Genomic DNA, 1,036 nt, shown 5'->3' on the forward strand with positions numbered 1-1,036 from the left:
TTAAAAAGAAATGGTTTGCGAATTACACAAACGAAATTTGAGAGTTAGAAGTGACTCCAACTCTTCTTTATAGTTTCCGATATTGTCGAAGAAATCCTTGACGGCCTGTCTGAATTTCTCTTTTGTCCTGTAGAATCCGGTGTTAATGACCTTCTTCCTGAGGAACTTCCAAAGCCTTTCAATCAAATTGAGGTTCGGCGAGTAAGGCGGCAGGAATATCTGTTTGATTTTCGTCCCGTTTACCCATTCCTTGAGCTTTTTGTTGTGATAATAGCGGGCATTGTCGGAGATGATATAGATGACGGAAGCTTCGGGATGCCTTTCCAAGGCTGACTGATAAACATCCCGGGTGGATTCGGCATTGACGCTCTCACAGTCATGCGCTATCACATCTGTCACGTCATATGCATTAAGCAACCCGTTGATGTTCACCCTGTCACGACCGCTGACGGTCGGCTGTTCAAGTCTCTCGCCTTTCTCTATCCACGCATAAGTGGAACGGTTGTTGTGGGTCGGATGGACACCGTCCGCATAATAAACCACCGCATCTTCCGGCATACCGGAAAGAATTTCTGAAAGTTTCCCGGCAAAGGCCGCCTGCCTTGAGGCATCAGCCTCACAAGGGACTTCCGATGTCTTCTTATAGGTAAATCCGATGCGGTTCAGCAAGTCTGCAACCCCCTGGGGAGTGTATTCAACGCCGAATGCGGACTTTATCCAGGCCGCCACACCTTTGGCATCCGTATATATGTGCTCGCGTAGTTCCTTGCACAAGGCTGCCAGCTGACGGCTGTCAAGAAGCCCCCAATAACCCTTGTAACGGTTTTCCAGAAGTTCATCAGCACCACCATGTAAATAAGCGGAACGATAACGGTATACAGTGGAAACGTCTATTCCAAGACATGAGGACACGAAAGAGGGCGTATTACCCATGCCCAACATCAGAATGCAAGTCACACGGGCATAGTCGGAACTTCCGGCTAAATTCCGTTGAAGTTTACGCAAAACTTCCATTTCTGATGTCGACAACTGAATT

1 protein-coding gene is annotated in these 1,036 nt (G+C 47.6%); it reads right to left on the bottom strand.

The window, feature by feature from the left end; genetic code table 11:
• Nucleotides 1-1,036: IS630 family transposase (locus M3090_RS15370; RefSeq protein ID WP_262918971.1), on the bottom strand; the 1,036-nt coding region annotated here is incomplete at its 5' end.

Origin of the sequence: Bacteroides sp. ET71 (assembly GCF_023336905.1) — a bacterium.
GTDB lineage: Bacteria > Bacteroidota > Bacteroidia > Bacteroidales > Bacteroidaceae > Bacteroides.